This window comes from Nocardia sp. NPDC047648 (assembly GCF_040642815.1).
In the GTDB taxonomy this organism is placed as follows: Bacteria; Actinomycetota; Actinomycetes; order Mycobacteriales; family Mycobacteriaceae; genus Nocardia; species Nocardia gamkensis.
Genome location: NZ_JBEYSX010000009.1, coordinates 28912 through 53602, shown reverse-complemented (window position 1 = coordinate 53602; position 24691 = coordinate 28912). Strand labels below are relative to the sequence as shown.

General features: G+C 61.8%; 22 protein-coding genes and 1 pseudogene. 6 read left to right on the top strand and 17 right to left on the bottom strand.

Annotated features, from left to right (window positions below; all coding sequences use genetic code 11):
• Nucleotides 1-406 precede the first annotated feature (406 nt).
• Entirely contained in the window at nucleotides 407-1876 is a 1470-nt protein-coding gene (locus ABZ803_RS19965; protein WP_357040089.1) for a hypothetical protein, read from the top strand.
• 47 nt (nucleotides 1877-1923) lie between these two features.
• Here the strand turns inward: ABZ803_RS19965 and ABZ803_RS19960 are convergent, their stop codons facing one another.
• Both ABZ803_RS19960 and ABZ803_RS19955 read right to left on the bottom strand, forming a co-directional pair.
• A complete protein-coding gene (locus tag ABZ803_RS19960) occupies nucleotides 1924-2727 on the bottom strand; it encodes a trypsin-like peptidase domain-containing protein (RefSeq protein ID WP_357040086.1) in 804 nt (267 codons plus the stop codon).
• A 56-nt stretch (nucleotides 2728-2783) separates the two neighbouring features.
• On the bottom strand, nucleotides 2784-3407 hold the full coding sequence (locus ABZ803_RS19955; protein WP_357040083.1) for a pentapeptide repeat-containing protein: 624 nt from the start codon (nucleotides 3405-3407) through the stop codon (nucleotides 2784-2786).
• A gap of 1068 nt (nucleotides 3408-4475) precedes the next feature.
• Between ABZ803_RS19955 and ABZ803_RS19950 the strand changes: the two genes are divergently transcribed.
• A complete protein-coding gene (locus ABZ803_RS19950) occupies nucleotides 4476-4679 on the top strand; it encodes a hypothetical protein (RefSeq protein WP_357040080.1) in 204 nt (67 codons plus the stop codon).
• Between the two features lie 155 nt (nucleotides 4680-4834).
• On the opposite strand, the gene ABZ803_RS19945 is transcribed toward ABZ803_RS19950, so the two are convergent.
• A complete protein-coding gene (locus ABZ803_RS19945) occupies nucleotides 4835-5587 on the bottom strand; it encodes a hypothetical protein (protein ID WP_357040077.1) in 753 nt (250 codons plus the stop codon).
• 156 nt (nucleotides 5588-5743) lie between these two features.
• Complete coding sequence (locus ABZ803_RS19940; protein ID WP_357040074.1) at nucleotides 5744-6025, bottom strand: hypothetical protein; 282 nt, start codon at nucleotides 6023-6025, stop codon at nucleotides 5744-5746.
• A gap of 1168 nt (nucleotides 6026-7193) precedes the next feature.
• Here ABZ803_RS19940 and ABZ803_RS19935 point away from each other — a divergent pair.
• Both ABZ803_RS19935 and ABZ803_RS19930 read left to right on the top strand, forming a co-directional pair.
• On the top strand, nucleotides 7194-7721 hold the full coding sequence (locus ABZ803_RS19935; RefSeq protein WP_357040071.1) for a hypothetical protein: 528 nt from the start codon (nucleotides 7194-7196) through the stop codon (nucleotides 7719-7721).
• 358 nt (nucleotides 7722-8079) lie between these two features.
• A pseudogene (locus ABZ803_RS19930) lies at nucleotides 8080-8664 on the top strand (IS110 family transposase); the annotation flags it as partial.
• Nucleotides 8665-9063: 399 nt separating this feature from the next.
• On the opposite strand, the gene ABZ803_RS19925 reads toward ABZ803_RS19930, so the two are convergent.
• Nucleotides 9064-10575, bottom strand: coding sequence for a hypothetical protein (locus tag ABZ803_RS19925; RefSeq protein ID WP_357040068.1), 1512 nt, complete (start codon nucleotides 10573-10575; stop codon nucleotides 9064-9066).
• 665 nt (nucleotides 10576-11240) lie between these two features.
• On the opposite strand from ABZ803_RS19925, the gene ABZ803_RS19920 reads away from it, so the two are divergent.
• Both ABZ803_RS19920 and ABZ803_RS19915 read left to right on the top strand, forming a co-directional pair.
• Nucleotides 11241-11411: a hypothetical protein gene (locus ABZ803_RS19920; RefSeq protein ID WP_357040065.1), complete on the top strand. Its 171-nt coding sequence runs from the start codon at nucleotides 11241-11243 to the stop codon at nucleotides 11409-11411.
• On the top strand, nucleotides 11395-11538 hold the full coding sequence (locus tag ABZ803_RS19915; protein WP_357040062.1) for a hypothetical protein: 144 nt from the start codon (nucleotides 11395-11397) through the stop codon (nucleotides 11536-11538). Before ABZ803_RS19920 ends, ABZ803_RS19915 begins: the two co-directional genes overlap by 17 nt.
• Nucleotides 11539-11761: 223 nt before the next feature.
• Here ABZ803_RS19915 and ABZ803_RS19910 read toward each other — a convergent pair whose 3' ends face one another.
• The 12 genes from ABZ803_RS19910 to ABZ803_RS19855 all read right to left on the bottom strand — a co-directional run bounded on the left by ABZ803_RS19910 (nucleotide 11762) and on the right by ABZ803_RS19855 (nucleotide 24687).
• Nucleotides 11762-12574 (bottom strand): SDR family NAD(P)-dependent oxidoreductase, encoded by an 813-nt coding sequence (locus ABZ803_RS19910; RefSeq protein ID WP_357040059.1) that lies wholly within the window; start codon nucleotides 12572-12574, stop codon nucleotides 11762-11764.
• On the bottom strand, nucleotides 12502-13149 hold the full coding sequence (locus ABZ803_RS19905; protein ID WP_357040056.1) for an O-methyltransferase: 648 nt from the start codon (nucleotides 13147-13149) through the stop codon (nucleotides 12502-12504). The genes ABZ803_RS19910 and ABZ803_RS19905 overlap by 73 nt, the downstream gene beginning before the upstream one ends.
• Nucleotides 13146-14921: a M3 family metallopeptidase gene (locus tag ABZ803_RS19900; protein WP_357040053.1), complete on the bottom strand. Its 1776-nt coding sequence runs from the start codon at nucleotides 14919-14921 to the stop codon at nucleotides 13146-13148. The genes ABZ803_RS19905 and ABZ803_RS19900 overlap by 4 nt, the downstream gene beginning before the upstream one ends.
• Nucleotides 14921-16102 carry a PQQ-binding-like beta-propeller repeat protein gene (locus ABZ803_RS19895; RefSeq protein WP_357040050.1) on the bottom strand — a complete coding sequence of 394 codons (1182 nt, stop codon included), beginning with the start codon at nucleotides 16100-16102 and terminating at the stop codon, nucleotides 14921-14923. Before ABZ803_RS19895 ends, ABZ803_RS19900 begins: the two co-directional genes overlap by 1 nt.
• Nucleotides 16029-17402: an MATE family efflux transporter gene (locus ABZ803_RS19890; RefSeq protein ID WP_357040047.1), complete on the bottom strand. Its 1374-nt coding sequence runs from the start codon at nucleotides 17400-17402 to the stop codon at nucleotides 16029-16031. The genes ABZ803_RS19895 and ABZ803_RS19890 overlap by 74 nt, the downstream gene beginning before the upstream one ends.
• Before the next feature lie 35 nt (nucleotides 17403-17437).
• A complete protein-coding gene (locus tag ABZ803_RS19885) occupies nucleotides 17438-18685 on the bottom strand; it encodes a hypothetical protein (RefSeq protein WP_357040044.1) in 1248 nt (415 codons plus the stop codon).
• The gene (locus ABZ803_RS19880; protein ID WP_357040041.1) at nucleotides 18682-19623 is read right to left on the bottom strand and encodes an arginase family protein; all 942 of its coding nucleotides are present in this window, start codon (nucleotides 19621-19623) and stop codon (nucleotides 18682-18684) included. Before ABZ803_RS19880 ends, ABZ803_RS19885 begins: the two co-directional genes overlap by 4 nt.
• A gap of 74 nt (nucleotides 19624-19697) precedes the next feature.
• A complete protein-coding gene (locus ABZ803_RS19875) occupies nucleotides 19698-19859 on the bottom strand; it encodes a hypothetical protein (protein WP_357040038.1) in 162 nt (53 codons plus the stop codon).
• A 304-nt stretch (nucleotides 19860-20163) separates the two neighbouring features.
• Nucleotides 20164-20994, bottom strand: coding sequence for a hypothetical protein (locus ABZ803_RS19870; RefSeq protein WP_357040035.1), 831 nt, complete (start codon nucleotides 20992-20994; stop codon nucleotides 20164-20166).
• 695 nt (nucleotides 20995-21689) lie between these two features.
• The gene (locus ABZ803_RS19865; RefSeq protein WP_357040707.1) at nucleotides 21690-22391 is read right to left on the bottom strand and encodes a hypothetical protein; all 702 of its coding nucleotides are present in this window, start codon (nucleotides 22389-22391) and stop codon (nucleotides 21690-21692) included.
• 422 nt (nucleotides 22392-22813) lie between these two features.
• Entirely contained in the window at nucleotides 22814-23659 is an 846-nt protein-coding gene (locus ABZ803_RS19860) for a cyclase family protein (RefSeq protein ID WP_357040032.1), read from the bottom strand.
• Nucleotides 23656-24687, bottom strand: coding sequence for an ABC transporter substrate-binding protein (locus tag ABZ803_RS19855; protein WP_357040029.1), 1032 nt, complete (start codon nucleotides 24685-24687; stop codon nucleotides 23656-23658). Before ABZ803_RS19855 ends, ABZ803_RS19860 begins: the two co-directional genes overlap by 4 nt.
• Between the last annotated feature and the right edge of the window lie 4 nt (nucleotides 24688-24691).

The window sequence follows — 24691 nt, the reverse complement described above, 5'->3', positions numbered from 1 at the left end:
CCCTACTGCGGAGCTTTCTGCTCGATGGCGGGGACGAGAGCTCCTGCGGACTGTGCGGGAGACTCTTGCCCGCCCATCTTCTCGTTGCAGCTCAGACTACTGGTTGATTCCCACTTCGATGTCAGTGCGCCGTAGGCACCTCGCAGGTCATGTGGATTCCGAGTCGACCACAACGCCGCGCACGGGGCCACAGTGCTGGGGACGGTGGCGGGTCCGAGCGCGTCGTGTCCATCGGATCGTCGGATCCTGATGCATAGGGTGCCTGTGTTCTGATCCGAGTCACGGATTCGGCGAACTGCGGTTTTGCAAGTCAGCCGCTGGGGCGCGACACTGCTGTGATAGGGGATGTCTCCTCGCTTGCCGAGGTTCAGCGCGTCACCTGCCCACGACACCGACGAGGAGTCTGTTGAGCGAGTTGGAAGCCACCGCGCGGAAGTTCGTCGCGGCCGCGTTCGCGGCACTACGGGCGGAGAACGCCATCCCGACATCGAACTTCCACCAGCACCTACAGGCTCACGTCGATTTCAACTGGACCGCGATCCAGAAGCTTCCTGCCTACGCCGAACTCGTCGCGGCCGTGATCGATGCCGCCCCTGCCGGGCTGCCTCCCGCCACTGACGATGCCGGGCGGGAGTACACGGTCTCGCTGCTGTTGTCCAGTTTCCTCGAGTACTGTGTCGAACGCTGCGCCAGGGCCGAAGATTACGATCCCGGCGGGGTCGAAGTGGCCGTTGCCGTTGAGCGGCTTCGAGAAGTCGTCAACGACCAACCCTACGACCTCGTCGTTGCCCGTCACATCTCTCACCTCGTCGCCGAACCGGACTCGGAGATCGAGATCAACGGCATCACCATCCTCACCGACGATGAGGCAGGGCTGGTGCGCCGAATCAGGCGTGAGATCCCGGATGCCGAGCACGCATGGAAACGGATCCGCCCGCGCCCGCCCTACCGGCCGCCGTACTCGCTGCTGATCGCCCGGACCACGGTCTCGGGGGTGGACTACCACCCCGACTACGGCCTGAGAAAGGTCCTGGACCGCTTCGAGCTCACCGTCGCTCTCCTGACATGCGCGAATGCGCAAGCTGCTTTTCAGGTGAGCGGAGCGAGCAGCAGGATCTCGGGCCGGCCCGCGCGGCTCAACGAGCGCCTGATGCGCGACGACGAGGTCTCCACCGTGCGCCGGACCGCACGACTGACAGGAACGGAGGGGCCGATGCTGGAAGCACTCAGCAGGCTGGTCGACTCCGCCTTCGATAAGACCAGCGGCGACGAATTCTGGAGCTCGTTCCGCCAGGCGTTGCGGAACTTCACCGAACTCGACCACACCGCGCGCTACACCGAGCAGCTAGTCCAACTCGCCACCGCCCTGGAGGGGGTGATGATCGGCGCCAAGGAAGGCGAAGGGCTGACACTGCGCCTGTGCTCGCGGGTCGCCGCCCTGCTCGCCAGCAACGACGATCTCGCGCAGACGCTGTTCGAAGACCTCAAGCAGCTCTACAACCTGCGCTCGGTCATCGTGCACGGCGGCGAAATGACGATGAAGGAATTCCGCAGGACGCTCAACGCCATCTCCACCGTGCCGGCCTCGACCGGAAAGGACGACGACCTCGACCGGATCGGCTACGCCGTCGACCGCCTGCGAGACATCGTGCGCCGTGCGATCTTGGCGCGCATCTGCCTGGCCACCGGCGACCCTTCCCCCTGGCCGTTCAGGGATGAGAAACGCACGGTGAAAGTCGACATCGAATTGTCCGACGACGGGGTTCGCGCCGCCTGGCGAGCGCACTGGCGCGACACCCTCGACTCCATGGGAATCGGTGTAGCTGCTCGCCGCGTCGAGCCACCCGTCCACTGGCTGAGCAAGGACGACACCTGAACTGTCCACCCGCCGCGACCGCCATCACTGAGATCTGGACTGAGAGGTCAGCTCAGCATTGAAGCCAACGGCGGATCGTATGTTCCGCACACACCCTCGCGGCAGAGCTCGTTCACAGCCTCGATGGTCCAGACATATCCGAGGTCGGACTCGCCGCTGACTCGGCCCGAATACACCCCGACCAGCCGCGAAACCGGCGTGCGGTGAAAGCGATAGCCCCACCCGTCGGGTGCGTGTTCGGGGACTTGAGTGCCAGGGCGGTAGAACAGCAGCACTGGAGAGCCGGATTGCCCTTTCCGCGTCCGACTGTCGACCAGGAACAGCGGCATGCCACGGTAGGGGATGTGTGGATCGGAAGCGATGGTTCCCCGGACCCAGAGCGGTAGATCGGCGCCGCCTTTCAGACCGTAGGGATAGCCCACGATGGCGACCTCTTCCGTTACCCACAACCGGTTCCGATACAGGGCAGGATCTTCCATCTTCCACGGTGTGTAGAGGGCGACCTCATCGAAGTCATAGGGCAGAGCGGCAACATCGAGTCCCAAGCGTGGATGCTCCAACCAAAGTGGCCGTCCCTCGTCGTCGACGACCGGCAGGTCACGCACCTGCACTAGGGTCTCATCGAGATGACGGTTGTGCACGCGAACAACTGTGGGCTCGACAGAATGGCTGCAGAGGTACTCGCCGGTTTGGGAATGTCGCCCGGACAAGTTGTGCCACGCCGTGATCAGGAAGTGGCGATCACCGCAGTCGTAGTAGAACCCTGTTCCGCTGGCGAGAACTGTGTCTTTCCAAAGCATTTCGATGAACAAGGTGCGTAGCGAATCATCGGCGATCAGTACTTCGGTCACTACGACATCATCCAGGCTCGGTCATACCGCACGCAGTCCGACATACCGCTTCGTGATCAAGACACCGTATCGGCCGCCCGGGGTGCACGAGCAGAGTGGTGGCGTCGGAGGCGATGCCGCTGAGCCTTGACCACGCGTAGCCGACGGGGATAACCGCAGGCGTCCTGCTGCCCGCCCGCTATCGGAACGAACACACCACTGCAGTCAATTCGCTTAGCGCCGGGTCTCTCAAGTCCCACGCACGTGCAGACCCGGCGGGCCGGCTGGCCCTGCGGCCGGTGGCGGCGCGCTGGACCGAATCGCAGCGCGGGCGTTTCGACAACTATCGCCGGGGCGGTTCGAACCCCCGTCGGCCATATGGTCGGCTCGTCATAGATCACGTCGGCCAAGTTGGCGCCGGTCAAGTCTGCGCCGGTGAGGATTGCACCGGTCAAGTTGGCCTTGGCAAGGTCTGCGCCGGTCAGCCTCGCCTGAGTCAGGTCTGCGCCGGTCAGGTCGGCGCCGGTGAGGCGGGCATACGAGAAATCGGCGTGATCAGCGTCCACATATTTAAGGGTCGCCCTGTCGAGATTCGAGCTGAGGAAGACAGCGTCCGTCAAGTCCGCCGTATCAAACCCTGCATGGGTCAGGTCCACTCCGGCGAACATGGCCGCCGTCAGGTCGGCAAAGAGAAACGACACGCCCGCGAGATCACCCCCAGGACGGTACAACCACGTAAGGCAGATACCAGAAAGGTCCAACAACTGGTGCTTTCCGACCCTGCTAGCCAGGTCCCCAGCCAGTGGCCCGCTCAACACCGCGACGGCGGTGTCGATGTCTCTCGGCACCAAACTGCCCGCACTGAAAGCTGGAAGGCATCGCAGTCGGCTCATCGCTGTGAAAGCGAGGACCGACCGCGGATCTCGGATCCACCGGCCGTACGGAGCACGCCCCCGCGCCGTTCGGTACGTGAACGCGAACGTAGGCCGTGATCACCTCAAGCACCGTGGGTTGATGCGTTGAGGGATCAAGGCCGAGTTGTTCGAGTTGAATACATGGCGCCGACGCGGTTCTCCAGTTTGTCGGAGCTGAGTTGGGTCGATCGCTCGGGAGAACCGTTCGCTAGCCTGCTGCTGCCGCCGCCGCCGCTGCTGCTGCGCCTCGAACTGCTCGTTGCTCGCGGCCAGGGTGCGCGATGAGATGACCACCGCCGTGATCGCGGCCCGCGGTGGCGAGCCCGATCACCGCCTGCCAGAACACGGCGGACATCACAACTCGCTTCACCGCTGACCACGTTCGCCTGCGGCGAGGCTGCAACGCACGCAGGCGGTGACCCGCGAGCCGCGGTCGGCGCCTGGACCGCGCGGTGCTCGCGTTCACGCCGTGGCTGGCAGGTCGGTGCCGACATCTCTACCGAGCGCGGTGCGCATTCGAGCATGTTATTTGCAGCCCGGCGAATCCCCGCCACGAACACGCCACCGCAGACCTGCAGTCCTGTTCGACTTCGTTCCACGGGTTTGCCGACCAGGGGTTATGCTGTGCACGCCGGTATGCAGCGGTGTGGCGACTGCCCCGCTGCAAGGCGGCACGAAAGTGTCAGTGATCAAGCCGCACGAAAATGTCACTGAATCCAGCGGGTCCGGCCGATGCGTCGGCCGGTGCAACTGCAGGACTGCCTGTCCAGCCAGCACGTGCAGTCGGCGGCGGAACGCTGAGTGCGGCCGAGCGTATCAACAAGATCGAACTCAGAATCCCACAAAAGGCCTGCGGTGAGTCGCCCGCCAAGGCTTACCCACGCGCGCTGTGCCAGCTGCCAGCCGCTGTGGAAGGACCTGACCTCGCACGACGATCTCGACGAACCCGGCGAGGAGATCGTCGAGCCGGTAAGCGCCGCCCTGTCCGACCTGGCCGGCACCGGGATCCGCGTGCAGCATCGTGATGGCACCCTGTGGCGCCCGCTCATCGGCCGGTGACCGCGACCGTCACGCCGCGACGCGGCCCGGTCGGTGACCTCACCGCGCAGGCCGCCGCCGCACTTGTTAAGCCAGCTGAGCTGGGCCGGTAGTGTTCGTCAGCCCATGAATAGGACTTGGTGTCAGTCGGCTTGGCGGTGGGGAGGCTGTTGGGCTCAGTCGTTGCCATACTCCAGTTCGAGGTGAGTGTCGGGATCGTCATCTTTTATGCAGAAGGTCTCTTCGAGGCCGGCTGCGGCAACGAGCTCGGCGCCGTCGAGTACGAGTTGGCAATATGGGCAGCTGAAGTACTCGGCGCTCACGGTGAGTTTGTCCCAGACGTCGTAGTCGTCTTCGGAGATCCGTTCGTAGTTCCGGTCTCGTTCGATGATGTAGTCACCTTCGACGGTCCCTTCCTCACCGCATGATGGGCATCCGGCGGCATCGCGATACTCAAGCCCTGCGGTGCGATCCGGAAAACGGGCCCACTCGGCTGCGTCCTTCACAGATACGTTGCCGGAACGTATTTGGGCATATCGTTGCTGGGCGCGTCCGATCAAGGTCTGTGCACGGTGCTCGATGTTCTGCTTGTTCGTGGCAAGGTATGTCTCGACGATCTCCACGCGGTCGGCGCCGACCAGATCTTCGATGGTGCGGTCTTGGACCAGGACCAGGATCGCTACCTGTGACCAGTACTTCGGCCACCAGGCGCTGGCGGGCAGCTTCGTGTACACGGCGGCACCTCCGTGCAGGTACTCGTTTCGCGCCTGGATAATCAACGACGACTCCCGTTCGCTGAATGGCGGGAACGCCTTGCTGCATCGTGAGATCAAGGTCTTTGCCGGTACTGACACGAATCGGTCGGCCTTGGTGAGGCCGACGGCGGCGAGCAGGTTCCCGCCGTCCTCGTTGGGTGCGGCGATGAGCACCGGAGTGCCGCGACAGCGCTGCTTTCGCGAGCAGTTCGAGCGCGAGCGCAGCCCAGAGGGCCTGCTCGTCGAAGGTCCGCACTCCGTCGTCATCCATGGCATGGTTGAGGAAAAGTTTTGCTTTGAGCCACAGCGCCTCAGCGTTGTAGGTGTCGCTCACGAGGCTCCCTTGGTGTTGAACGCGATCCGGATCAGTGCACGGTCCTCATCGCCAGTGGCCACTGCTGCTCGTCCATGGAGCACTCTGGTGTTGTCGATGACCAGCACGGTGTTCGGCTCGGACCAGATGTGCGCCTCGGCGCGCGCCTCGGCGGCGGCGATGACCTGCGTGATCTCGCGTGCTCGCTGGTCTTGAGGGGTCATGCAGCCCGGGTCGAAACGGAGGCCGTGCCCGTAGTCGTATGCGGTGGCGAGGAACCGATCGTCGCCGCCGTTCACCAGGAACACCCCAGCCGTGCCGTCGCGTCTCGGGGAATCTTGCAGGGGATTACGCAGGAGCATCGTGGGTGTCGTCGATGATTGTTCTGCGTAGAGAAGCACGATGTCGGGAGGCACCCGGAGGTGAGCACCGTCGGTATGCAGCGGCTGAGCGTCCAAACCGGTGGTCGCGCTGAGTGATCGTGGCTTCGCGGCTTGGGCGGAAGTCGGACGCAGTGTTGACACTGCGGAATCGCCCTTGCGTGTCGGAACTTTCCTCCAGTTCGGCGGTGTACGCAGGAGTTCGATCTGGAATGGGCGAGCTGTCGCGACTGCAAATCCGTTCCGCCGCGCCGTAGTGGCCAAAGCGGCGAGGTCGAAACTAGATGCCATCGGGAACACCTTTGCGTTTCACCAGACTCACCCTGGACCTTCCGTCAGTAGGCTGCGGATATTACTGGGCGACGCAGCTGCTCAGCCACGGATTTGGTTCGCGGCATTGCAAGGCCGCGGTCGAGGCGACCCCTGCGACGAGCCGAGGTCAAGTCCGGAGCGGTCATACGTTGAGTCGTGGCGCGTGGCACGCGGTGCAGATTCGCGCGCGGCCCGGCGCGAGGGCTGCTCGTTCTTGCGGCCCGGTCGGTCATGCCGATCCGATTGGCGACTTCAAGATCATCTGCCGGACCGAGTGAACATCCGCACATACCGCTTTTCGCGGGTTCTCTCGCGAACATCGATAGTGCCGCTGATCATCTGTCAGGTGATGGCATTCGATGGCGATGGGTTGCTGTGCCCGCCAGTGGTAGGGAAACCTCTCGGGCCATGGATGATGTAATCGGGTCTTTGATGTTCGAGATGGTCGGCAAGGACGAACCTGAGCCGATCCGCGAGCATTGGGTGGTCGTGGGCGACAAACGCTATGCCCCAAGCAGGTGTATCAAGAGATCACCGGGTTGCCGCGCTCGTCGTACACCTCGCATCGAGCCCTCGCCGCATTGCGACCAGCGTCTACACGCCGCCACGGACCGAAACTGTCCGAGCGGCGTCCTCCGACGGGTCCAGTGGCAGCAATGGATTGGCCGAGTCGTCCGGAACGCTGTCACGGTTTCTCGCCGACCACGACCTGACAGCGCACCTCGCTGACGCGGAGGCTGCCTTCCATCATGCGGGATCTGCATCGAGTCGTGCGGTGACGATCGAGTACGGATTCAGCGACGACCTTCTCGACGCAGCACTGGCTGTGCGCGCACATGTCGGGCGCCTCAACGACGTCATTCACGCGGCCGTCATCGCGCGCGTGCTACCCGCCATCTTGGAAGAAGGCGAGGTTGTCGTTCAACGGCCCTCTCTCGGAGCGGGAAATGATCGGTCGCGGCCGTTCGATCTGGAAACGAATCGTCGGATTGCCGAGTTCGAAGTCGCGCAGCGGAAGGGCGCCGACGCCATGCGCGAACGCGGTATCGCCTCCGATCTGGTTCACTTGGCGCTCGATGAAAGCGGACGGCATGCGCAGCTTTTCGTCGTCGGTGCGCTGCCGGTCCGGTTCCTCCAGAGATCTACGTCGACGATCGCGTGGGCACTTGCTCGATCGTCTCCTCACACCAGGACCCGGTTCGATCAACGCTTCGGACCTGCAACCGGTTTCACCTCGCGGAATTCGTTCGTGTTCACGGCAAACACATCGAACTGGACTTGGCAACACTCGTCCCGTCGTTAACACTTCCGCAAGAGCTGATCTGACGACCTTGGTGTACGGATCTGCGGCGCACGCAGCCGGAGCGGGCAGGAGATCGGTCAGGCCACACCCGACAGCGGTTCCGGCTTGCCTTCGCGACCTTTCTCATGGGTCCGATCCACGGCCGCGGTCGCCGGACCCGCTATGACTTCTTGCCCCTACTATCTTTCGAGTGATCCGGGGGGTGGTGTCGCCGGGTGCCGGTTGCATCGGATGGACCGCTGATAGGGACAGGGCCGCATTTCGGGTCTCTTCGTAACGGGGGTGCCGGCCGCCGATGCCCGATCAGTGACTGCTCGTGCTGACCGAAGGAACCAGGACGTGACAGCCGGGCTACGCCGTGTTCTGCGGCGTCGACGTGGGCAAAGGTGAACACCACGCTGTCGGGCTCGACCCGGCCGGTGAGCACCTGTTCGACAAAGCCTTGCCCAATGACGAATCCAAGCTGCGGGCCGTCTTCGACAAACTCGCCGCACACGGACCGCTCCTGATCGTGGTCGACCAGCCGAACACGATCGGCGCTCTGCCGGTCACCGTGGCCCGCGACGGCGGACACGACGTGGCCTACCTTCCTGGCCTGGCCATGCGCCGCATCGCCGACCTCTACCCAGGCCACGCCAAGACCGATGCCCGGGACGCGTTCATCATCGCCGACGCCGCCCGCACCATGCCGCACACACTGCGCCGCGTCGACGTCGGCGACGAAGCACTGACCGAGCTGGGCGTCCTGGTCGGCTACGACGACGACCTCGCAGGCGAGGCAACCCGCGCCAGCATGCGCATCCGCGGCCTGCTCACGGGCATCGATCCGGCCCTCGAACGCGTCCTCGGCCCGAGAATCGCCCACCCAGCAGTGCTCGAGATCCTGTCCCGCTGCGCCGGACCCGCCGGAATACGTGCAGCAGGGCGACGGAAACTGACCGCAACCCCTCGCGATATCGGTCCATGAGCGGTCACTCTCGACTGCCCGCGTGATGAGGCGGTCGATCGCCGAGTGCTCGGCGACCCGGATGGTGCGCTCGTAGGAGCACACCCAGCAGTGCCCGACACCGGCGTGCGGCCCGCGTTTCAGGGGCGAGGCGGCTGGTGGGCGCAGCTGGCCACGAACGATCATGACCGGTGACTCATCGGTTTCATCGCTCATAGGTAAGATCCCGCACCACCGCGTGGTTCGTGCCAGGAGCATGAGACTCCCGGCACGAATTACGTGCATCGAGGCTTCGCGCAAGCGGGACGGCGCCGGGACGCTCGGTATTGTCTGGAGCAGTTTCCGTCCTTGAGGGCCACATACCGATGCGATCGACACCGACCGCAGTAGCAGGGGCTATGGGCGGGTCACCTCGGTGGCGTGGAGGTTACGCAGGATGCCGTCGCCGGCCTCGTGCTGGGAGGGGTAGAGCAGTTGCACGGCCACGGTCAGGGGCGTGCCGGGCTCGATGGTGTGGGTGTCATCCGGCGTGGTGATCACGACCGATCCGTCTGTGCCGTCCTCGATCACGCGGTACCACTGACTCTGCTGGGGATTGATGCGGGTTCGTGGCGGGACGTCGAAACGGATCTCCCACCACACCACCCGCTGCTCATGGGCGGCCAGGGTGAGGTCGTAGCTGATGACCCATCCCTTCGCGTCATCAGGCCAGGTCTGGGGCCACTGCCCGACGATCACGGGGGAGACGGTGACGGGGGGCCGATCGACCTCGGTGGTGACCGAGCCGGAGTGCCGTTCGGCGGTATTGGCGCGTGAGGGCGAGGTGATGAGGCTGGTGCAGGTGAGGCGGCCCTCGAACTGCGGGTCGATCGTGCCGGTCAGTTGGATGACCGCCTTACCGCCCTTGGGCAGGTCGATCGGCAGGTGCAAGCCGTCGCGAACCGAACCGGTGCCGCAGACGGCCCCGTTCTCGGCCTGGCAGGTCAGTTCCAGGTCGGTCAGCTCGGTCGGAACAGTGCCGTCCAACACGGCGTCGGGGGCGTCGTTGGGGCCGAGGTTCTGCACGCCGATGGTGTAGGTGATCCGATGTCCCGACTGTGCCGTCTGCGGGCCGCTGATCTCCAGAGGCATTTCCGCGGGCAGTGTCACCTTCAGGTTCCTGATGCGGTGAGAGGCGGTCGCGGCGCCGGTTCCGGCCGCGAAGCCCAACTTGAAGGTCTCGGGCACGCGGGGCTGACCGCTCGCGCCGCCGAGATCGAAATTGTCGATCAGCAGGGTGCCGTTCGGGTTGGTCTTGTCGGCGTGCCGAACGGTCAGCCGACCGCCGATGATGGAGACCTGGATGTGCGCGCCGCGCTCCCAATCCGCGCGGAATCCACCCGGCACCGTAACGCCGGTGAGCCAGCCGAATCCCTCCCGCAGACTGCCCGCTCCACGTACCCCGACGGTGTTGGGCCGTTGCGCGCCGCCTCCGGTACCGGCCAAGGGTGTGGCGAAGTTGCCATAGTTGTCGAAGCCGACGCCGACGAACCCGGCAGTGACCCCCGGCGCGACGATCTGCCCCGACCCTGTTTTCGTCATCGAGTAGCCGAGCGCGGCGCCGATACCGCCGGGCTGGGTGGTGTGCGCACCGTCGATCACATAGACGCTGAAGCCGTCGCCCAGCGTGGCCCCTCCCTCGCACGAGTAGTCGAAGTCGATGGTGACGCCGAGCGTGGACGAGAACGGCTGATCGAGGAACGCCGTCCCGGCCTGGGAATTGGCGTTGGGCGTCAGCTCCAGGCTGCCGTCGTGCAGCCGCGCGCTGCCCAGCAGTTGCCAGTGCGGGTTGGTCACGGTCTGCTGGGTGAACGATTCCACGATCGGGAACTGTGCCTGCTGAATGGTGACCGGTGCATACGTCGTCATAGTCGAACCCTCCTTGGCCGGATGTGCCATGAGATGAGCGATAGCGCCACGCAGATCGACTCCGCCGCAGATGCAGCGGAGCCTCGGTCCAGTGATGCGGCCTCTGGCCGAGCAACCCAGAGCCACACAGTCGACTGTAGGAACATCCGAAAGCGACCGATTCACCCCTTTCGAGTGAACCAAGGCGTGCCACGTCCTTGCGATACCGCCGCTCTCCCGCCGCGTGGGATGACTGAGGGGCCGGGCCGGACTCGCGCGATGATCACGTTGGGGGCGACGAGGTCGTTGAGCTCGTCGATCAGCGGTGGCGCTGGACTCGCTGAATTTCTATGTCGCGGTGGACATGTAACATCACGAAACCCTCCGCCGAGCCCGGAGTACGGGCCGAGCGAACGGGTGCAGCCTGGACTTGGCCCGCGTGGAGCTGCTTAGGCTGTTCACGCGAAACACCCACGAATCGCGACAACTGCACCGTGATGCCCAGTCGCTGTTCAACCCCAAGGATAAAGAACCCGTCGAAGCCATCGAACTGCTGCGTGCCCTCCGGTTCCAAGGCCGGGCGACTTCCTGATCGCCCTCACCTCGCCGCCCAAGACGAAATAAGGAAGGAGTACATCGAACGCCAGTAGCAGGAGTCTGCACGCGTCAGCAACATGATTCGCAGTGTGGAAGTGGCCTCCCGAATCAGCGGCTGTGCCGGTGCCCTCGCTGGTATCGCGGAGGCCGAGACGGAGATCGCCACCCGCAAGATCGATCAGCTGCGCCACGCCGACGCCCAGATTCTACCCACACCCACCAACGACCAGACGATCGAGCACCTTGCGCAGCATCGATGACCTCGTCCGCCGCGCGGTCGTGGGAGACGCGCTCGCGCCACGCCAAGTTGCCCGACTCGTCAACACCTTCGATCCCATCCGCACCTTCCTGATGGGCCGCGAAGTACACGGGCTCTCGGTGTCCTGAAACGTCGGTTCCCGATGGTTCGCGATCGTGTTCGAAACAACGTGGGGCAACCGCCCGCTCTTATGAACCGGCAAGCTACTACAAATTCACGGCGACGTCTACATTGCGGGCACGGCGAGCACACCAGCGCCCCCGGTCGGCGGACTCGAACTGGGGACCCGCTACGCCACGCATCCCGAACCCGATCACCGAAGGCTATCGAGACGTTTTCTATTTCCCGTAATCAGATCAACGAACCAGCGGACCCGCCATCGAGCCTGCACATCATGCCATTCGCGATCCGACCCAGTCTCAAAATGTAAAGAAGGCTGTCCACGCAGGGCTCGAATTCGATGAGTGCATCAATGACAAGGTCGCGATTCGATTTCCGAAGGAACAACCGCGTAATCTGTTCTATGGTGACTCCAAGCTTATCAGCCATCGAAGCGAGATCGGTAATCTTATTCGGATGCGCCAACGGGCCCAACAGTATGGTTGCGATACTGGCGTTTGCGTTGCGGCACGACTCGGACAATCCTGCAGTCAGTACACGCAGTGCGGCCTTACTCGCCGCATAAACGCTGGACTGCGCATCAGCGTGAAACATTGATTCCGAATTCACGACCACGACGGAGAGAAACCGGTCGACAGGCTGGTCGTACACCAGTTGACGAAGCAACTTTTCCGGGTTCAAAGCGTTCACTCGGAAAACAGCTTCGGAGTCCGTAATATCAGCGCCGTGATGGGGGTAGCAGACAGCGCAATGCACTATCAGATCCAGTGGCCCGGCTACCCGGCCCGCAACATTGGCCACACAGTCGAGTCGGGCCAGGTCAGCGCTGAAATAGCGGAACCGCACGTCACCTTCGATGGCGTTCTGTGGCCGTCGCCCAAATCCTGTCACATCCCAACCGAGGTCGGTGAGGCGATTGGCCATATACAGGCCCAGTCCGCTGCTCGCGCCAGTTATCAGCGCCCGGCCCGTCACCGTGGGATCAACTGTTTGACGCTGACCATCATGCCGTTGGTCGTGCCCAAGAGCGCCGAGTACAGACACGGACTGCGTCCAACTGCCGCATTGTAGGCGTGGATGCCCGAACGCTGCTGCGCATCGTCATCTCCATCGCTCTCACTCCTGTAATCACCGGCGGCATAGGCATCATCGGCGATCAGCAGACCTCCGGGCCGCACAATTCGAAATGCATGCTCAAGATATGTCGGATAGGACTTCTTCTCGCCGTCTATGAAAATCACATCAATGCTGTCGTCTTCGATTTCGGCCATGTACTCGGCGGCATCACCGACCACAGACTCGATACGATCGTCGACTCCGGCTGCAGCGAAATTTCGCCGAGCCAACGCCACCACCTCCGAATTCAAGTCCACTGTAGTCACCTTCGCACCATCCGGTAATCCTCGTGCCAAATATATCGTCGAATATCCGAACAGGGTGCCTATCTCAAGGACACGGCGGGGCCTAATCACTCTGATCAACATCTCAAGTACCCGTCCCGATGAATCGTCGATCATTATCGTCGGCATGTTTTGCTCGATCAAAGATCGTCGCAGCACGCCGTCGAGTACCGGATCACGGGGACCCAGAACTGCGGTAACGTAGGCATTCAGAGTCATGTCGCGAGCCCTTCGAGAGTTGCCGAGTCATAGAATACGAAGACGTGATCTACGGCGGGTATTTCGGACGTCATTCCGAAGTCGAAGCACGACGCGAACGCCTCGGAGTGAGGGCCGGAAGCCGCGATCTGATCCAAGGTGGAGTCCTGGAACGGGCGAAACATCTCGAGGCTACGTGCCGCCCCCCAGAGATAAGTGAAATTGGCGCCGGGATTGGACACATACATGGGCCAGGTGAAATATTCGACGATATCGTCGAATCGCACATGTCGTGCTATGCCGTACTGGCTGTCGATGGCATCGTAGTGGCTCTTCAAACTGCCTTCATTCGACCCGTGCACCCGAAAGTCCAACATCGCTGTCACAGCCCGCTCGGCATAAGTGCGGCGGTACTCGAGCTTGGCTATGTCACGGCACATCGCCAAGCCGCTACCGTCCGAATGATCTCCGGCGTAGTCGGCAAAATCGGCGTGAAACACCCATTTTTCGAAGAACATACTCAAGAGCTCCAGGCGCTCCGGCGGAAGATACTCCAGACCTGAGAAATACGAGATACGCTTCCGCACCAGCAAATGGTTCACCGCATGACCGAATTCATGAAAGATGCTGTGGACATTCTGAAAGGTGATGCGCCCTATACCGTCGGCACCCCGACGGAACCGGCACGACACGTAGGCTACCGGCCGCTGCTCGATACCACCCCAATTGGTGCGATTGCGGATTCCACGGGTGTGATTCGCAGCGAAAGATTTCCTGTCGAGGTCCCACAAATCGAATTTGATGGAGCCGACTTTCCGGCCCTCTTGGCTCACGTGGGCGACCATTATTTCGTCACTGGTTCCTTCAGTCCAGCGCAGGGTGATTCCGAACACACTCTCGGCTACTCGGAAGATGTAACTCATGCACTTGTCGAGGCTGTAGAGCGGAGGTATTGACCGGATTCCGCTCTTGAGCAGATAACCGAAATGGTCGAGTGGCTGCGAATCAGTACCGACTGAAGATTCTATCTCATCGACCAATGCTTCGAAGCGCTGCAATGCCGTACCGAGAAATTCGTCGAGAAAGTGACTTACCTGAACCTTGGAGACCCGGCAACGCGACATGGTCTGCTGCAGCACCGAGTCGAAACCCGCTTCGGCGCAGCGCCGACGTCGGACGGTGACCATCTCGTCGACGATATCGGCGAGCTCGACGCTATGCCGACTGGTGCAGGTTCCCCATACCAATGCCAATTTGCGGCGCCGTTCTGCCTTCTCAGTCAGACTCGACAGTTGGTAGAATGCGGATTCGGCGCGTCCGGTGAAATTCCCGACTCCGAGCCTTGAGATCAACGCTCGGCGTTCTCCATCGCGGCGGTCGAGGATCGCTTTCGCTCGGTCCAGGTGCCCTTCGATGTCGTGTGCATGGTCGGCGCCGCCACGCCCTGATTCTTCGAGTTTTTGGATGTAGTCCGATCGGGACGCCTCGGCTTCAGGGTCAGCGCAACGCAGCACACACAGTTTCGCCAGGATCGCTCTGTTGAGTGCCTCGTCGTCGTAGAACTGCCCGCGCAGCGGTCGTAATCGGTTCGCCGTCGCGTTGTCGTCGACGGCGTCGAGATAGAGAAATACGTATGCGACGTTATTGTAAATGGACATCATCTCGACCATTCCGCGCTCGGTGAGAACCGGAGCCGCCAAGATCGATCTCAGTCGCCCCATCATGCGATTCAGCGACTCTTCTATATCGGCGACAGCGGGTCGTCCTTCGATATCCAGCTCGTGGATCGACACTACTCTTCTCCTTCATTTCTCGTCCGGAAAAGGAATCTGTACACATATCCGGAATAGGACGCGCAGTAGAGATTTCCATCCGGACCCGCGATAGGCGTGATGTCCATATCGGGCTCGTGCTCGGGCAGGCCGAGTACCTGACTCGTCTCCCAGACGAATTGCCCGTGGTCGCGACCGAGACAGAGCACGTTACCGCGTCCGTTAGTACACAGAAAGTCGCCCGAGGGCAGCACTGTCATCGATGTATAGGACCGCGGGCCGCCCACCATCGAGGTCCACTGGGGTTCACGCGAATGAATATTAAGTCCCACGACGACGTCGGACTGTGAGCCGACGGCTATGATATCGCCGGACAGCGCGGGACTGGCGACAACCTTGGCGTTCATCGGCCAGGTGCCTGTCAACTCCCCGGTCGTGCTGATGAAATGACAGCCGCCATCCACCGTGCATACCACCATTTCGCCCGTGGTCTCGACCATTACCGGCGAGGCCTTGACGGCGTGTTCGAGCTCGCGGCGCCACAACTCCGAACCGTCGGCGGTGAATGCGAGTACGTGTTCGGCACAGCAGACGACAACCGAATCGTTGGTCATCGCGACAGGGCTGGCGTAGGGATCACGATACGCAGCAGTGCTGCGGTGGGTCTCATGCCAGGGAGCAGGCAGAGCGCGATCGAAAACTGTGCTGCCGGTGCCCACGTCCAGCCCAAGGCAGTGCGACCGGAAACCGGCGATCACCAACATGTCACTGTCTGGCAACAGAATCGGTGTCGCGTAAATCGGTATGCCGGTTTCCGCAATCCACTGCACCGTGCCGCGCAGATCGAGTGCCAGGATCATTCCACTGGTGGCCGCCACGATAATCCATTCACGAGCCGGATCGACAACGAGTGACGCGTATACCCCGCTGTTCAGACGACGCTCCCAATATACTTTCGCGAGGTCGGCGCTGTAGAAACGCACATATCCATCGTCACTGGCAACGACCGTGCCGATCGTACCGATTACGGCAGGAGTGGCGCTCACCGGTACTTCTAAGGTGCGCTGCATCTTCTGGTTGAAGTACTCCATTTTCCGGATGCCGCATACTACCGGTTCGATGTTCCACCTAAAGGAGCCGACGGGGCCCAGATCGAGGTATGACTTGTCCGGATGGTGACGAAAAACCGGCAGACTGCGCATGGTTCACCTCCTTGAGGATATCGTCATGTCTGAGTACCAGTCTTGCGAACAGAGTCGCAAGGACCACCATTTCTACGCCGCACGCAAGAATCGCGAGGAAGGGCGAATGGAGTACAAATACGCTGTATGCCGCCAGCGGAATAGTCAGCACATAGGTTGTTACCGTTGAGGTGAGCGACAGTGCCACGCCGCTCTGGTGCGCGGCGAGCATGTCACCGTAGAACGCTTGAATCAAATATGCCGGCAATGGGATCAGAAAGGCCCACAGTACGGACTCGGCCAGATGCCGATCCGTTCCGGCGCCGCTGAAGACGGATACGAGCGGCCCTGAAAGCAGCAGGGTCGCTACAGCGAATACCGCTGTGGGCACGGCTGAGTACGCCAGCAGCCGCCGACGTGTACCGGCGAGGTCAGCTTCGCGGCGTCCCAGCGCGTAGCAGTAGAACACGAACGCGGCCGACACGCACGCTTGCGGGACGCGGCAGAAGAGGGTGTAGATCTTGGCGGCGATGCCGGCAGCCGCGAGTTCGGCCGCGCCCAGTGTGCCGATGAACATGACGGGGAGGACAGAACCGACATAGTCATTGAGGTGGCGGACACCGATACCCGTTGCCGCGCTGATGGCGCCGGGGAATTCACGACGGACTGCTTCTCGAACCGGCACCTTAGCGGAAAGCATCTCGGAACGGACAACCCATATGAATGCTCCGAGAGCCAGAACTGTCATGATGATCTGGGCGAGAACCGTGGCTACGGCCACCGCCTGCTCAGGTGAGGAGAAAATCGCCCGCACCCGAGTGTAGAGAAAGGCCCAGTCCAGGAGCACATTGATCGAAAATCCGATGATCAGAAACACCAACGAATGATTCTTCCGCCCGCTGACTTTCAGTGCCTCTGCGACACAAGCATAGACAATAACGACTGCCATCCCGGCGCACCTGAGCCACAGATAGTCCGATACCAACGCGACAATATGGCTGGGCTGGTGAGCCATCCGCAGCAGCGACGGTATGATGGCAGCCACGATCATTGAAGCAAGCTGGTACACCACCACAATCGCCGCGAATGCCGCCGCAAGTGCGGGTAGCCGCTGTATGCGTTCGCCGTTACTCTCCGCCATCGCGAACCGGCTTCCGAAGACATCGACGGCCCCCAGGAAAAACGCGCTCAACATCGCGTATATCAGGTCGCCCTGGCTCACCGCGGCGATGTGCTCGACGCCTTTGGGCGCAATCATCAACATATCGACGGCGCCGAATCCGACTGTCACCATGCTGATAAGAAAGATGGTCGTCGACATACCTACGAAGTTGCGTGGCGTAGATACTGTGTGGTTCATTCGTGGTGGTCTCCTGCTGAGAGCCCGCCGACGGTCGGCAAATTTCTGAGCCGGCGCTCGAAGTACTCCTGCGCTTCGTGCGAAGACGACCGCGCGAGCGCAAGACCCGTTCGCAATACCACTTCGTCATCGCCTATGAGGCGAGTTAGCTCGCGATAGCGTTGCACAGCACGATCTGCGTTCTCGCACCGCTCATGCGCCTTTGCGGATTGGATGAGGTGGTACCCGACGTATGGTGGCCCGAGCTCCACGGCTCGGTCGAAGGACGCGGCAGCCAGCTCGAACTCGCCGAACGCCGCATACATCTCGCCCTGCTCCCCGTAGCTCGGTGACCACAGCGGATCGAGCTCGATGAGCGCCTCGGCCGACGCTTTCGCATCGTTGCAACTGCGCCTGACGTACATGTGTTCCTTGACCGAGGACTCGTGGTACGTCTTGATCAGATGCTTCTCGTAAGCCCGAGGACGCTCCGAAAATGTTGCCTCCGCCGATTCCCTGGCACGTGTCATGTATGCCCTGGTCGCCTCTTTGTCACCTGAAGCGGCAGGCCACATCGCAACTGCGCGATACCATGACGACATTGAAGCCGAATCCAGATTGCGATTGCCTTCCAGGGATCTTCCCACCGACAGGTACCAGGTGAAGCATTCTTCAGGTACTTCCCGGCGTTTCAGGTACCATACGACGGCCTGCGCACAGGCATCGAGTACGCGGTCGTCCGGAACTCCGCCCGCTCTGATTGCGGCTCGCATTCGATGAAAGGTATCCGCGGCCCCCTCTCCGTCGGCTACGCGATTGCGTATGACGAACTCCAGCATGGCAATCTCGAATGCTTCACGAGAGCCGAAGTCGCGGCTCTTGGCTGTCTCCAGCACGACCTGCGCGACCTCGAACCGCGACACGCTGATCAAGGCGGCGGACAGGTTGACCAGCTCGGTGATTCCCAGCGAAGACCGGCGTTCGACTTTATCGGCGAGCTGCTCCATCGCCGTGCTCGGCCGGCAGCGGAGCCCCGCTGCATCGGAATATTCTGTCTGCGCCAACACCGACACCTCGCGCAGCACATTGGGCTCGAAGACCTGCGCAAAGACATAGCCATATCGGCTGTCATCGAAGTTGTTGAATTGCTCGACGCAAGCTTGGGAGAACAGATCCGCAGTGATATCAGCTGAATAGGCGAGACCCAACATCGTCTGCGAAAAGGCGGAATCGATCCGTGTCAACCTCTTCTTTCCATAATTCATCGAAACCTCACCAAAGCCTCGAGGAAAATTAGAGCTGCCCTCGCAGCGTCATTCAAAGTTTTTGGGTCGCGAGCATCCCGCGGTGCAGCAAATTCGACCATGTCGAATCCAATCAACGTATTTTTTTCCAGAATTGAATTGATCATTTCGATTAGCACAGACGCGCTCAAGCCGATCTCTGCCGGATAGTTCGTGGACGACATTTCGGACGAGGCGAGGACATCGACATCGACAGTGATGTATATATCCCGCGATTCGCCCACGATCGCTTGAAGTGCACGCGGATCGTGACAGGCCGCAGCGGTGATGCTGATCTGATGCCCGACTCTATGCAGATAAGAGTCGATCCTGTCCGCGCCGGACGACTCGAAGGTTGCCAGCGGTCCGACACCCACCTGGATCACTCCGCCCGGGCCGACGACATCCGACACATGCGACATGACATTGGTGTTGAAGATCGGCTCTCTTGGGGTTTGTGTATCGGCGAAGTCCTCACCCCAAATCTGGAGGTCGAGGTGGTGGTCGAATTGAACGACAAGGAAGGGATGCTCCCGCTTGCCCGCCAGCGCTCGGACAATCGGCAGCGTGATCGAATGGTCACCGCCGATGACGAACGGGACAACATGGCCGGGCAGCCGGGAGACAATCAACTCAACAGCGGCGAGGACCGCATCCAGCGACGCTTCTCCGGTATCGAGGTCACCGAGGTCGACCACTTGGTCGAGGACCGTCCGCTGGTTCAGTTCGAAGATTTGCGGACGTGTGGCAGACCATGTGTGAGCCCTGGTCATGCGACGTAGGAAATAGGGCCCATTTTCCGTGCCCGGCAGTGCGCTTCCCAATGACGTGCCGACGCCGAGGACGACCGCGGCGGCGTCGCAGGGTACGGCGTCTATCGTGCATGTAGGGATGCCGCAGAACGGCACTGGCGTCTCCATGCGAGACAATGGGATCACCCTTTCAAGAATGCGGATGTGGCGGGGCGGACATACCTCCCCGCCACATCTTTTTCCTACGCGCCTAGAAGGGCGTCGAGTTCGGCGTCGATCTCGGTCTGTGCGTTCAGGTTGCCGAGAATGGCCGCATTGTCAGCGGCTTCGGCCTCGAAAAAGGCCACGGCCGCAGCCACCCGGAAGAATGCAGGCTTCTTTTCGTAGGTCAGCCGGTCATTCATTTCTTCTCCTCCTAATCTATAGCCGGGATGCAGGATCGATTCAGCCAAATCGGCAGGGTGAATCTATTGGAATCGATTTGCCCCCGGTGTCGGCACCATCTGCGCCGACCATCGGAACGCTACGTGGGCGGTCACGGTGCGTCAAGGTAATAGCTCGATTGCACAGCCATTCTTCCTCATGACTATTCCTTGATCGAGGAGCCGGTTATCATGCGGTGGTGCCCATCGCGGCAGCGATTAATTCGCCGTCCAGGCATCGGCCCGCCGACGTGAGATACTGCAGCCGTTGCTCTGCGCTCCGACGTCAATGCCGAGTTTCTAGGCGTGCAGCGAGCTGGCCCCATTTCATTGCGTTCACCCGAGCCAGCTCGGCAATCGTCGAGTGCCAGCGCTGGGGCGTCTCGGCCAGGAGATGTTCGATCAGTTCGACTTCGCGGACCGAGTCGGAAAGCCGGCGCAGGAACTCGCGGCCCTTCTCGCTGAATCGCAATGCCGGGTCGTTGCGCAGCTTGGAGAGAAGTACACCGTAAGCCGAGTCCGAGCTGGAAGCTGCCACGGCATGGGGCCTCTTCTCCTTCGTCCGGGTCGAGCGATCCGGCGGATCCGCAGGTATGCACGATGTCCCGCCGCCGGCGTCGTCGGCGTCCGATCGGGAATCGCAGTCCTGCTCAGCCAGATATCGGTCGCGGACGTCACGGGCGGTCCCGGTGGATATGTCGGCAGCTGCGGCGAGTTGCCGTAGTGACATCTTTGGGTTCTGCTCCACCAACTGTCGTGCGATGCGCCTGCCTTCGGCAATCCCTGGGCGCCGAACCCTGCCATCGATGCCGACCCGTCTGCCGTGCAGATGGGGACGATCTCCAGTTGCACGGCGACGCAGGGCGCCGACTGTCTTGTGGGACAGTCCCGAGATACGGGCGATCATTCGATCCGAATAGTGGGGATGCGAATCCAACAGCCGTAGTGCGGCGGCTTTGCGCTCCTCGGTCAGCAGGGCCAGGCCGTGCACCACATTCGCGTGCACGGCGAGGGCGAAGGCGTCCGCAGCGCTGCCGTCGAAGAATCGAACGGCGATAGTGCTGTGCCCGCGCGCGATAGCGGCAAGGAGACGGTGCTCGCCGTCGATGACACGCATCGTAGGGCGGTGCGCGATAATCGGTGGGAGCGCGTCGTCACATTCTGCCAACATCTTGATGTGCTCTTCACTGCGACTGTGATCGGTGCGGGGCGACAACCCCCGCGCCAAGGTCGTTACCGGTACTACTTCGATGGGTGCCAGTGACAGTCTCAGCAACCAATCCAGTACGGATGACCTGAGATCATTGCCCGAATCATCGGGTGTTGACAATCCCACTACTCCCCCAAAATGCGCAGTTCCGATTGCGCGGCCAGGCTCCGAGGACCTTGCAATGTAGACGTGATCGCCGACCGAAACTGTGGGGCTGCTGCCGCACCGCGCTGACGGACTCGACACCAGTCGGCGCACACCCGAAGTAGTCGATGCTTATCACCGTAGCGAGATATCCTCTCGCCGAATAGTTCCCCAAGTTTTCTACTGGATTCTGTTTTACTGACATATTCGCCGGTATTGGCGGAAATATGGCTTCTGAGTTGCCACCCACGCCAGCCCCACTGGTTCCGAGCTCAATAATTCAACGTTTGACACCTGGGCATCCATTGCCCGGTGGCTGCAATCAAGGCATTGGTCGCGACGACGCCTATATAAGGACGACCAATGGCGGGCCGTCCTTATATAGTAAATTTCAGTGTACGATGCGGTGGTGGCAATCACCGTGACCGGGGTACGGAATCCTTGATAGTAACCAGGCCCTATCTGGCCGGCGTGGGTGGTGGCTGGTTGATGGTGGTGAAGTACTGGGCTGCTGCCATGATCGCCATCGGAGCAGTGATGAGCAGCTGGCCGGCGACCGTGCCGAGCGCTCCAAGGGCTAGGACGCCGCCGATGCATCCGATAGCAGCGGCGGGCAGGAAGGCGCCGAACAGGCCTACAATCGCGGCCGAGGCAATCGTCGCTCCTGCTATCCCGCCGAGGAGGCATCCGACCGCCGCGCCGCCGAGCCCACCTATGAGGGTACCGATGGTTGCGCCAGCGGAGATAGTGCTGGTCATCCGGCTCCAGGCGGCTTGTTCCCGTTCGTAGGAATTCTTCCAGGGCGCCTGGTCCTCGAACGGGAGGGCGACAGGCTTGTAGGCGGCGTGTTCCAGATCGAACAGCGGTGTCAGCGTAGCGGTCCGGCCCGAGATTTGCGCAGCAATCGGAAATACGAAATCGTCGACTCTGAACGACAATTCGGTTCCAGCTAGAACGGATCCGTCATCTGCTTCGATTTTGAAGATGTTGCCCTCCACGACCATTCTTCCCGTGTCGGCGTTGATGATCGTGGAGCGTTCTGACGTGGACGCGGTGTAGGCGATGATGTTGGGCTCAGTCGGCGGGTCGGCGCTAGCATGCGTCCCGCTCATGGCCACTGCTGCGATGAGTAGCGCTGATGTCGCGGTTATTTTCCTCATCGTTCTCCCTTTCTTCTCTTCTTGGAAATAATTGGACACGGTTCGGGTTCAAATCGTCCGATCACGGTCGCCCGAATTCGCGAGCAGCGCGATAGTATCGCCTTGCCGAAGTCTGCTGAATTGCTGGAGATATAGAGTTTGATACAGCGCAGGCTTTGTTGCCGCCGCCCGATAGCGACTTGGGTATACAGCACGGGCGCGGTGATCTACGCCCTGTTGACGAGTGGCACGATCATCGAATCGATACCGAGTCCTGTGTCGAGCTTCGGCGATGCAGCCCTCGCGCCCCGGTACCTCGCGAGATGGGCACAACAGACACTTTGATCGATTTGCCGCAATGCCTGATCGGCTGTTTCGACACTATGTTCACCGTGGACCTAAGGCATGCAGGATTTTGGGATTCCGAGTGGGTGCTCAGTCACTCAATGGCCAAAGTGATCCGGGAGTAGGGCGAGCGGTCGTATCGGGGATCCGGTGGCTCCGGTGATACGCAGCGGCACAGCTAAATACAGCACCTCACGGGCACCGGTTGCGGCGAGGTCTTCGAACGTCAGCACCTCCATGATGTGTACGCCGCGCTCGACGAGCAGCACTCCGTGGGCTGGCAGCGCAGAGTGGCCGGCGCCGGGCAGGATCTGATCGGTGGCGATGGTGTCGCTGCATACCGCCCGGACTCCCATGTCGGCCAGATATATTGCTGCTTCCGCGGTGATGCCCGGGACACCGGAGTCGTGGCCGACATAGGCTGCCGGATCGTGATAGAGCTGAGGCCACCCGGTGCGGATGAGTGCAACCTCGCCGGGACCGGGGGACGCGTCTGCGAAGGCTGCGCGCAGATGCACTGCGCTGATTCCGAATCCAGGCTCGAGCCGCTGCACACCAAGCAGCTTGGGAAGATCGGCGAGCACGCCGCGGCACAGGAACGGTGTCACGGTATCCACGCCGAGCTCGGTGAAGACACCGCCGACGCTGGCAGCGTGTGCATCGACGCCGCCGTGCATGCGTCCGCCTATGGCCGCGTGGCAGAGAGCGTCCAGGTGGGTGCCTACATGTCCGCCCGTGACGATGAGTTCGTTTGCGCCGGATCCGCCCATAGCGTTCGTCCGGTCGCCGTGGCGGCGCAGAAGTGCCATGCGGAAGCCGGGGTGACTGGGAGAGCACGGCATGCCGTTTTCCAGCGGCTGTCCGAGTTCGATGATCCGTGTGGCGACGAGCACTTTCGTTACGGTGTGTATCCACTCGGTCGGATCCGTGATTTTGGTGTTCACTTCAAATCCTCGGAGAAGCGGTTGTCGTATGCTTTGGTCGCATCGACGCTGGATTTGTTCAGCACCGTGCTGACAAACTCTGCGGCCTTGGCGGCCTCGGAGGGATTGATGGCCGCGGTGGGTGGGGTGGCCTTCATGATGGGCTCCCAGGACTGGGCGAATTGTGCGTCGGTCATTTCCCGGAAACGGGGCCGGAGCAATGCCGCGGCTTGGTCAGGCTGGTTGTGGATGAACGCGACGGCTTTGTTCATGGCGAGGGCCAAACAACGGATCACCGCTTCCTTGTGGTTCATTGTGTTGGTACTGGTCACGGCGACGCCGTAGAGCAGGTTGTCGAGGTCGGGCGCGATGCCGGAGGCCAGGCGCAGCATGATTCGTCCGTCGCCCCGTTCGGCAGCAACCAGTGATGACGGAGGACCGATGATGTAGGCGTCGACCGAACCGTTGGCGAACGCGGCCACGGTTTCTGCCGCGCCGCCTGCTGAGACGATGCGCACGTCGGTGTCTGGATTCATGCCAGCGTGGCGCAGTAGGTAGTGGAGGGTCTGGTCAGTCCCTGAACCGGGTGAGGTAACAGCAACTTTCAGCCCGCGCAGCGCACGCACTGCGGTGTCCAGATCAACTCCTGCCGGAGGCGCGTACCGGTTCCTGATGCCGATGTCTGCGGTGTTGCGGTTGGCAGTGGCGGCGAAGGCTACCAGCGGCGCGCCGCGTTCGGCTGCAGTGAGGATCGCCGCGAAGGTGGTCGATACGGCATCTACGCTGCCACCCGCCAGTGCCTGGATGGCCTCCGAACCGCCACCCAGTTCGAGGGTTTCGATCGTTAGGCCCTGCTCGTCGAAATAGCCTTTGTCCGTGGCGATGTAGTGCGCCGCATACTGGAGATTGCTGGCGGTGGATTGGCCGATCTTCACCGTCTGGCCGGAGCAGTTGGTGACGGTCGGCCCTCCCCCGGCGCAGCCGACGACAAACGTCCCAGTGAGGATCAGAGCTGCCAGTATGGCAGCGATTCGTGTTCTGGTGGGCATGGCG

Excerpts from the sequence above, each read along its gene's own strand:
- ABZ803_RS19870 (WP_357040035.1), bottom strand. The coding sequence starts at position 20,994 with ATGCGTGTCATCGACGGCGAGCACCGTCTCCTTGCCGCTATCGCGCGC.
- ABZ803_RS19885 (WP_357040044.1), bottom strand. The coding sequence starts at position 18,685 with ATGAATTATGGAAAGAAGAGGTTGACACGGATCGATTCCGCCTTTTCG.
- ABZ803_RS19855 (WP_357040029.1), bottom strand. The coding sequence starts at position 24,687 with ATGCCCACCAGAACACGAATCGCTGCCATACTGGCAGCTCTGATCCTC.
- ABZ803_RS19925 (WP_357040068.1), bottom strand. The coding sequence starts at position 10,575 with ATGACGACGTATGCACCGGTCACCATTCAGCAGGCACAGTTCCCGATC.
- ABZ803_RS19865 (WP_357040707.1), bottom strand. The coding sequence starts at position 22,391 with ATGAGGAAAATAACCGCGACATCAGCGCTACTCATCGCAGCAGTGGCC.
- ABZ803_RS19875 (WP_357040038.1), bottom strand. The coding sequence starts at position 19,859 with ATGAATGACCGGCTGACCTACGAAAAGAAGCCTGCATTCTTCCGGGTG.
- ABZ803_RS19895 (WP_357040050.1), bottom strand. The coding sequence starts at position 16,102 with ATGCGCAGTCTGCCGGTTTTTCGTCACCATCCGGACAAGTCATACCTC.
- ABZ803_RS19890 (WP_357040047.1), bottom strand. The coding sequence starts at position 17,402 with ATGTCGACGACCATCTTTCTTATCAGCATGGTGACAGTCGGATTCGGC.
- ABZ803_RS19880 (WP_357040041.1), bottom strand. The coding sequence starts at position 19,623 with ATGGAGACGCCAGTGCCGTTCTGCGGCATCCCTACATGCACGATAGAC.
- ABZ803_RS19905 (WP_357040056.1), bottom strand. The coding sequence starts at position 13,149 with ATGACTCTGAATGCCTACGTTACCGCAGTTCTGGGTCCCCGTGATCCG.